12 protein-coding genes are annotated in these 6,257 nt (G+C 37.1%); 4 read left to right on the plus strand and 8 right to left on the minus strand.

What is annotated here, in order from left to right; all coding sequences use genetic code 11:
- Positions 1-15: 15 nt before the first annotated feature.
- The 6 genes from ACTHOQ_RS14210 to ACTHOQ_RS14235 form a co-directional block, all read right to left on the minus strand.
- The gene (locus ACTHOQ_RS14210) at positions 16-270 is read right to left on the minus strand and encodes a hypothetical protein (protein ID WP_440496806.1); all 255 of its coding nucleotides are present in this window, start codon (positions 268-270) and stop codon (positions 16-18) included.
- Positions 271-456: 186 nt separating this feature from the next.
- Positions 457-777 (minus strand): hypothetical protein, encoded by a 321-nt coding sequence (locus ACTHOQ_RS14215; RefSeq protein WP_440496807.1) that lies wholly within the window; start codon positions 775-777, stop codon positions 457-459.
- A 377-nt stretch (positions 778-1,154) separates the two neighbouring features.
- Positions 1,155-1,289, minus strand: coding sequence for a hypothetical protein (locus ACTHOQ_RS14220; RefSeq protein WP_440496808.1), 135 nt, complete (start codon positions 1,287-1,289; stop codon positions 1,155-1,157).
- 11 nt (positions 1,290-1,300) lie between these two features.
- Positions 1,301-1,567 carry a helix-turn-helix domain-containing protein gene (locus ACTHOQ_RS14225; protein ID WP_440496809.1) on the minus strand — a complete coding sequence of 89 codons (267 nt, stop codon included), beginning with the start codon at positions 1,565-1,567 and terminating at the stop codon, positions 1,301-1,303.
- A gap of 240 nt (positions 1,568-1,807) precedes the next feature.
- Complete coding sequence (locus ACTHOQ_RS14230) at positions 1,808-2,086, minus strand: hypothetical protein (protein ID WP_440496810.1); 279 nt, start codon at positions 2,084-2,086, stop codon at positions 1,808-1,810.
- A gap of 41 nt (positions 2,087-2,127) precedes the next feature.
- On the minus strand, positions 2,128-2,856 hold the full coding sequence (locus tag ACTHOQ_RS14235) for a Rha family transcriptional regulator (protein ID WP_440496811.1): 729 nt from the start codon (positions 2,854-2,856) through the stop codon (positions 2,128-2,130).
- Positions 2,857-2,921: 65 nt separating this feature from the next.
- On the opposite strand from ACTHOQ_RS14235, the gene ACTHOQ_RS14240 reads away from it, so the two are divergent.
- Complete coding sequence (locus tag ACTHOQ_RS14240) at positions 2,922-3,161, plus strand: hypothetical protein (protein ID WP_440496812.1); 240 nt, start codon at positions 2,922-2,924, stop codon at positions 3,159-3,161.
- On the opposite strand, the gene ACTHOQ_RS14245 is transcribed toward ACTHOQ_RS14240, so the two are convergent.
- Both ACTHOQ_RS14245 and ACTHOQ_RS14250 read right to left on the minus strand, forming a co-directional pair.
- On the minus strand, positions 3,127-3,324 hold the full coding sequence (locus ACTHOQ_RS14245; protein ID WP_440496813.1) for a hypothetical protein: 198 nt from the start codon (positions 3,322-3,324) through the stop codon (positions 3,127-3,129). The genes ACTHOQ_RS14240 and ACTHOQ_RS14245 overlap by 35 nt on opposite strands.
- Positions 3,325-3,335: 11 nt before the next feature.
- Positions 3,336-3,584: a helix-turn-helix transcriptional regulator gene (locus tag ACTHOQ_RS14250; protein WP_440496814.1), complete on the minus strand. Its 249-nt coding sequence runs from the start codon at positions 3,582-3,584 to the stop codon at positions 3,336-3,338.
- Positions 3,585-3,733: 149 nt separating this feature from the next.
- On the opposite strand from ACTHOQ_RS14250, the gene ACTHOQ_RS14255 reads away from it, so the two are divergent.
- The 3 genes from ACTHOQ_RS14255 to ACTHOQ_RS14265 are packed head-to-tail and all read left to right on the plus strand — an operon-like array spanning position 3,734 to position 6,076.
- Positions 3,734-4,165, plus strand: coding sequence for a helix-turn-helix domain-containing protein (locus tag ACTHOQ_RS14255; protein WP_440496815.1), 432 nt, complete (start codon positions 3,734-3,736; stop codon positions 4,163-4,165).
- Positions 4,166-4,169: 4 nt separating this feature from the next.
- Complete coding sequence (locus ACTHOQ_RS14260; protein ID WP_440496816.1) at positions 4,170-4,826, plus strand: ImmA/IrrE family metallo-endopeptidase; 657 nt, start codon at positions 4,170-4,172, stop codon at positions 4,824-4,826.
- 59 nt (positions 4,827-4,885) lie between these two features.
- Entirely contained in the window at positions 4,886-6,076 is a 1,191-nt protein-coding gene (locus ACTHOQ_RS14265; RefSeq protein WP_440496817.1) for a tyrosine-type recombinase/integrase, read from the plus strand.
- Positions 6,077-6,257: the final 181 nt, after the last annotated feature.

The raw sequence follows: 6,257 nt of genomic DNA on the forward strand, positions 1-6,257 counted from the left end.
TTTCAACCTCAATCATCACGCGATCTCCTCTAACCAATTTGATACATCGCTTGTAACGGCGAAAATTTTGACGCCGCTGATCATCACATAAGTGCGACTGATATTCGGCTTGGTTTCATTGGTTACTAAATTGCTGATTTTCTCCAATTCGGTTTCGTCATAAATTTGAATACGTGTTCCTTGACTATCGCAATCAACTGAAATTACTGATTTCAAATGATAATTTGCGATGATTGCTGCAGCATTTTTCAAACCTTCTACCATTGACATAAAATCACTCCTTATTTTTTAATGCGCTCTTGCCAATCCAGATAAGACGGCGTAACACGCTCATTCATGATCCGCTTGCATTTACCGCAGAACGTCAGATTTTCGTACCAGGTATAATAGACAATCTCCCCCGGGCTAAAATCCTTTCGGCACTCGCCGCAATTATCGTGTGCTGACTCTTTCAAACTATTCAGCTCCTTTCATATCTGCTAATACACCAGCACGCCAACAACTTTCACAAAGTACATTTTCTTTATAAGTTTCCGGGTAAGGAATAACCTTTCCGCGTCTTTTAAACTCCCTGCTGACATCGCCGCAACATTCACATTCAACATACTCAATTTTGCTTGCGCCCCAAGTTGGTTCAAATTCTGCTTGTAATTCAAATTCTTCGCCGCAGTAACCGCACTCCCAGTCGGTCTTGTTGTCGTTGTCTAAATCCTGCAATGCGTCCGATACATCATTTTCACGTTCGCAATATGGACACTCGACTTTATTACCCCACATATTTTCACCTGCTTTCCGATGGTTGACCACCAATCCAACTACAATACGGTCATCGCCGCTGGGGCTAAATGCTGTCGCTCGCTCCTACATGCAGGTCATGGCGTACTGGGCTCGGTATTATAGGCAGATTGCTAATCCCATCAAGCAACCCTCAATACTCCACGAGGACCGGCTAACCAACCGATTGAGGACTGCTTGACGAGAGCGAGATTCTTCTCGCACTGTCTGATAAAATTTGATATAATATAAGTAGAATTTGTGGTAAATTCCTGAGCCGTTGATCGTTGCATCGATTAACGGTTTTTTATTTGCCCTGAGCTGAGTAATAAACGTTGTTGCGTTGATAAATTGGACCAACGATATAACCATCTGATCAATTAAAACCCTCCCATTTGATAGATTGCGTAGCCTGCGAACAGTAAGCTTGCTGCTACTATTATTAAGACGGCCACGTCTGACGCTCCCACTTTTGCATCTTCTTCAAAAAAGTAATTGCGTACTGCTTTTAACATTCCGTAACCCCCTAAAAGATTGAAAATCGAATGAATGCTGGTACTAAAGATAAAACCTGTGAAGCTTGTGCAAAAATTTCTGTTCCGAATAAAACGACTGCTGCCTGCACCTCGCAATTTGTCGCTATGACCCAATCCTTGAAAGTCCCCAGCGTGATCTCCTGCTCGTCATTTTCAATTTTCGATATTGCTGTACGAGACTTAAATATTTTGTCAGCGAGTTGTTGCTGCGTTAGCTTCGCCTGTTCGCGAAACTGCTTTAAATGTACACCTTGCATTGTCTATCTCCCCCTGTGTTCGAAATTCGAACATCAGCTTTTGATGGTGCCAATGTTCGCAGATAGAACACATTTATTTGTAAAATAGTTATATACTTACATTAAGCAAGACAACTTAACTTGCTATTGAGCCATTGCCCTGGCTCTTCTAAATCTGCCGATTGCCCTCGGCTGTATGATTTATTAGCAGTCCATTGCCCTGGACTGCTGCTCTTTATTAGCACTCGCCAGTGTTAATTTTTAAAAGTTTTCATTAATTACTTCATCTAAGGCTTGTTGGACCTCGGGATAAAACCAACGTCTTTTTCCTCTCTCACCTTTTCGGCGCTCATGAATGCGAACTTTTGCATCAAATAATAGCGGCGCCAATTCGTTAGGTGACATGCTATACATCTTACAAAGATGTTTTTCAGTGACCATACGTAGTGTTGGTGTAAGGTAAGAATCAATTTTTCGTTCTACTGTTTTTTCGATGATTTCATTGTTCACTTGCACTTCAACTGTGGCTAAAGCTCCCATCTTCATACCTCCTATCCGTGGCGCTTGTATAGCGCCTTTCTTTAATCAACTAAACGGAAATTTCCTTGTCTGTTACATGCTTCGATTTCAATTTCTAAAGCAGCACTCGGACGCCATTTTGAAATAAAATAAAGCGCTTCATCGAATTTCGCTTTAGGTAATTCCCCATAACGTGGCAACTGGAAATAGGTATTAAATTCTTTCCAAATAGAACGGAAAGTTTTGCTGCTTAAAGCTTTGTAAGCTTTAGTATCAAAGCCTCCTAGCGCATCAATCGCTTTGCCTTTAGCAGCTGATTGAATAGCCTTCTGCTGAATGCCGTCAATTCGCATAGAATCTTTCAAATAAGTTACATCCTCTTTAATACCTTTGATTTCCTGGTAGTTCATAAGGGATGTTTGTAAAGCTAGTTCAACCGGATCTTGTGATTGCTGTTCCTGTTTTTCAATAAACTTTCTCATACGCTTGAATTCTTGAATGAATCTTACTTTCATCTTCATCGCTTCTGGTGTCACATAAGACATAACGACAAGAGTAAACGCATCTTCGGTCATGTTGAATTTTGGATACCGTTGTTTATTTTGCGGATGCTGATAATGGGTCTCTTGAAAGTTCAAGGCACCCCATTCTTTCTCGCCAGCTTCAGCTAATTTACTGATTTGATTTTTGATATCGTTCGTCACATTAAAATGTTCTTTTCTAAACACTTCTGAAATAGTTAAGCTGTCTGTCACAACTTGTTGATTTTCAATGAATACTAATTGATTCATGGCAAAACCTCCTAATTATTGTTACTCCAATCTGGTAAACTGTTAATAGATTGGAGGTGTTGAAAATGTTGCAAGTTTACGCAAACTTATTAGGTAATTGGGTCAACCTTTCCGATGATGATAACTGCCGTATGGGCCCAAAAATGACTCGCCCCTTTATATGGTGGGAAGAAAATGCAGAACTATGGAGCCCACTTAATAAAGAAAAGGAACATACGATGTATCAATTGGATTACGTAATGATTCATTACAAAGGCAAGGACTACAGAATCAGTCCGATTTATCTGCAAATCGTCGAAGGTTAAATTCAACACCTAATCTACGTTTTAACTCTTTAGGGTCGTCAAGCGTCACCTTGGCGGCTCTATAGTTAAATTCCGTATCAACTACTTGTTTAATTCGAGTCCATTCTGAACTTGTAAGACCGGTAAGTTGTTCAGCAATAACTGCGACTTTTTCTTTTTCCACATTCATTCCTCCTATGCCGTCTTATTACCTTTTGGTAAATCTGTATCAAAAATAAAAACCTCGTTAAAGGATAAATCTTTATATTCTGTTAATACACCTGAAATGAATTTCCCCCCTGGGTTACGTTTACCATTTAATACCCGATTTACTGTACTATGAGCGACGCCTATATTTTTTGCGAACTCTGCTTCTGAAATACCATTGATCTTTAAGTAATTGCGAAGAATATTACTATCCAAAAAGATTGCTTGTTTTGACATTTATATCACCTCTTTACCTTTTGGTAATTACCTTATGGCAATAATATATCACCGTTTTTACCTTTTGGCAACACTTTTATATAAAAATTCTCTATTTTATTTCCTTTTGGTAATTTTAAATTTTACAATATAGATTAAGGAGGGGTATGATGACTGATTTTGGTGCTTATATAAAAAAGATTAGGGATTCTAAAGGAATGACCCTTAATCAAGTGGCAATGTATGCAGAAATAAGCGCTGCACAATTATCTCGTATCGAAACTGGTAAGCGAGGTACACCAAAACCTCAAACAATCGAAAAGATAGCACAAGCATTAAAAGTTGATTATAACGATTTGATGCAAATCGCTGGTTATTTGAACGAAGAAGATATTACACATGAAGTTATTATTGCTGACAAAAAAATTACTTTAAGTGAAGATGACTTTAAGATATTGCAAGAATTAAAAAAACATCCAATAGCGTTTGAGGATTTAAAGTCGGATCCAGAAAAGAAAATTAAACAGATGATTGGTTCATGGGATAAAATAAAAAAATTATTATCAGAAATCGATGAAGATGATAAGGATTATTTGGAGTGATGGTATGGTGCTTGGAGACTTCCTTATTTCTAAAAATAAAGATAGGTATGAATCGTATGTAAATGAGATTTGTAACAAGTTAAACATTAAGTCTTTATTAGAAATAGATTTATATGATTTATGCGATAAATTCGGGATGAAAGTAAATCTCGAATTAGTGAGTGATGGGCTAAATACTGCAGTATCTTCCGGGAAAGGCAGACGAGGGATAATTACTCTTTGCATTGCAGAAAATGAACAAATCGAAAGAATTAATTTAGCTCATGAATTCTCTCATTTATACTTACACAATCACTCGCAATTAAATATTGATTCAGTTGAAATTAATAAAAATGAATTAGAGGCATTTAAGTTAGCTTCTAACATTTTGATACCATCCAATGAATTATTAAAACTTTCAGTAGATCCGGAACTTAATACAACCTACATAATCGCTGAAGATGTAGCGAAACATTTTAATGTTACTCTTGAATTTGCTTATCAAAGATTACTATATTTTCAGGATAACTATAAATTCGGTCGCCATGAAGAGGATGCATACTTGTACACTATGACGAAATCATTCGATATGAGTTATAGCAAACCTAGACCAATTAAAATCAAATATATGGATCTTGTAATATTAAAAAATTCAAATTTAAATAAAAAAATACATTTATAGGAGGTGATGTATCGAAGCTGTCTCTTTTTGCACTCGCCAGTGACGAGAGGACAGAAAAAATGACAACTTATAAAATGAATAAATGTGTGAAAGATAAAGAATTGTTTTGGTATTTTGATTCGAACAAAAATAAATTGTTCGCATACAGGCATCGATACTATGACTCCTTCGGTCGTCGTAAAGAAAAATCTGCTCGGGGCTTTACTTCTGAAAACATAGCCTTCCGTGAATTGCTTCGAATTAAGAGTGAAGTTGCTGCAGGTAATACGAAACTTATTGAAAATGAAAATCTCACCATTAAACAATGGGCCATCAAGTGGCTTGAAGCAAATGAAAATACGTGGAAAGTAACGACGATTAATCAACGTCGAAAGATTGTTGAACAGCAAATCATTCCTTTGCTCGGTGATCAAAAGCTTGCCAAGTTGGACAAAGAGACTTATAAAACACTTTATATTAAAGGACTTATAGCCAAAAAATATAGTACAAGTACGATAAAGCTGTACCATCGCATTTTCAAAGTAATGATTAATGGTGCTGTTGATGCCGAAATTATTACACGTAATCGATTCACGAAAATTCAAATCGCTGGGGATGATAGCGAGAAGAAAGATGTAGTCGGCGATAATGTTTATAACGCTGAAGAACTAGCCTTGTTTCTTAGATGCGTGAACAAAGATGAAAACATAACAGTCTGCACAGTATTTGCCCTACTTGCTGCTACTGGGATGCGTCGTGGAGAAGTTGCTGCATTGAGGTGGAAAGACATTGATTTCGAAAAATCTACTATTAATATAGGAAGAACTCGAGATCGGTATGGCGAGCGTAAAGCGAAAACAGAAAACAGTATTCGTACTTTGAATGTTGATGAATCACTTATGGCCACCTTAAAAAAATATAAAGCATGGTCCAAACAATATTTATTAGCTCACGGGAAATGGCGCAATGAAAAAGAGTTTGAAGTTAGCTTTGCTTTAATCTCCTATCAAACATGCGAAGCAATTTCTGATACGTATATCAGTCAGTCACTACAGCGTGTAATCAACGCTAATAAATTAAAGACAATTACACCGCATGGATTTCGGCATACGTTTGCAACAATATTAATTAATAACGGAGTACCTGTTACAACAATAGCAAAAATGTTGGGTAACACTACAAAAATGGTTATGGAAGTATATTCACATAGTTTTGAGGAAAATGAAAAACGTGCTGCACAAGTAATTGCAGATGTTATGAAATTTGCCTAAATTTTGCTGTTCTCCCCCCGGATTGGGGTAACTTTTGGGGGACGGAAAATGAAAAACTACGCTTAACCCTTGTCAATACAACAACTTGATGAATGGGTATGTCTTACTCACGTTAATAAAATTGCGTTGCATTTAGCAATACTAAAAGCCCTAGAAACGTTGTATATCAAGCGTTTCAGGG

It is taken from the genome of Solibacillus silvestris, assembly GCF_051967575.1.
Taxonomy (GTDB): domain Bacteria; phylum Bacillota; class Bacilli; order Bacillales_A; family Planococcaceae; genus Solibacillus; species Solibacillus silvestris_B.

Excerpts from the sequence above, each read along its gene's own strand:
- ACTHOQ_RS14260 (WP_440496816.1), top strand. The coding sequence starts at position 4,170 with ATGGTGCTTGGAGACTTCCTTATTTCTAAAAATAAAGATAGGTATGAA.
- ACTHOQ_RS14240 (WP_440496812.1), top strand. The coding sequence starts at position 2,922 with ATGTTGCAAGTTTACGCAAACTTATTAGGTAATTGGGTCAACCTTTCC.
- ACTHOQ_RS14255 (WP_440496815.1), top strand. The coding sequence starts at position 3,734 with ATGACTGATTTTGGTGCTTATATAAAAAAGATTAGGGATTCTAAAGGA.
- ACTHOQ_RS14225 (WP_440496809.1), bottom strand. The coding sequence starts at position 1,567 with ATGCAAGGTGTACATTTAAAGCAGTTTCGCGAACAGGCGAAGCTAACG.
- ACTHOQ_RS14210 (WP_440496806.1), bottom strand. The coding sequence starts at position 270 with ATGTCAATGGTAGAAGGTTTGAAAAATGCTGCAGCAATCATCGCAAAT.
- ACTHOQ_RS14230 (WP_440496810.1), bottom strand. The coding sequence starts at position 2,086 with ATGGGAGCTTTAGCCACAGTTGAAGTGCAAGTGAACAATGAAATCATC.
- ACTHOQ_RS14235 (WP_440496811.1), bottom strand. The coding sequence starts at position 2,856 with ATGAATCAATTAGTATTCATTGAAAATCAACAAGTTGTGACAGACAGC.
- ACTHOQ_RS14250 (WP_440496814.1), bottom strand. The coding sequence starts at position 3,584 with ATGTCAAAACAAGCAATCTTTTTGGATAGTAATATTCTTCGCAATTAC.
- ACTHOQ_RS14220 (WP_440496808.1), bottom strand. The coding sequence starts at position 1,289 with ATGTTAAAAGCAGTACGCAATTACTTTTTTGAAGAAGATGCAAAAGTG.
- ACTHOQ_RS14265 (WP_440496817.1), top strand. The coding sequence starts at position 4,886 with ATGACAACTTATAAAATGAATAAATGTGTGAAAGATAAAGAATTGTTT.
- ACTHOQ_RS14215 (WP_440496807.1), bottom strand. The coding sequence starts at position 777 with ATGTGGGGTAATAAAGTCGAGTGTCCATATTGCGAACGTGAAAATGAT.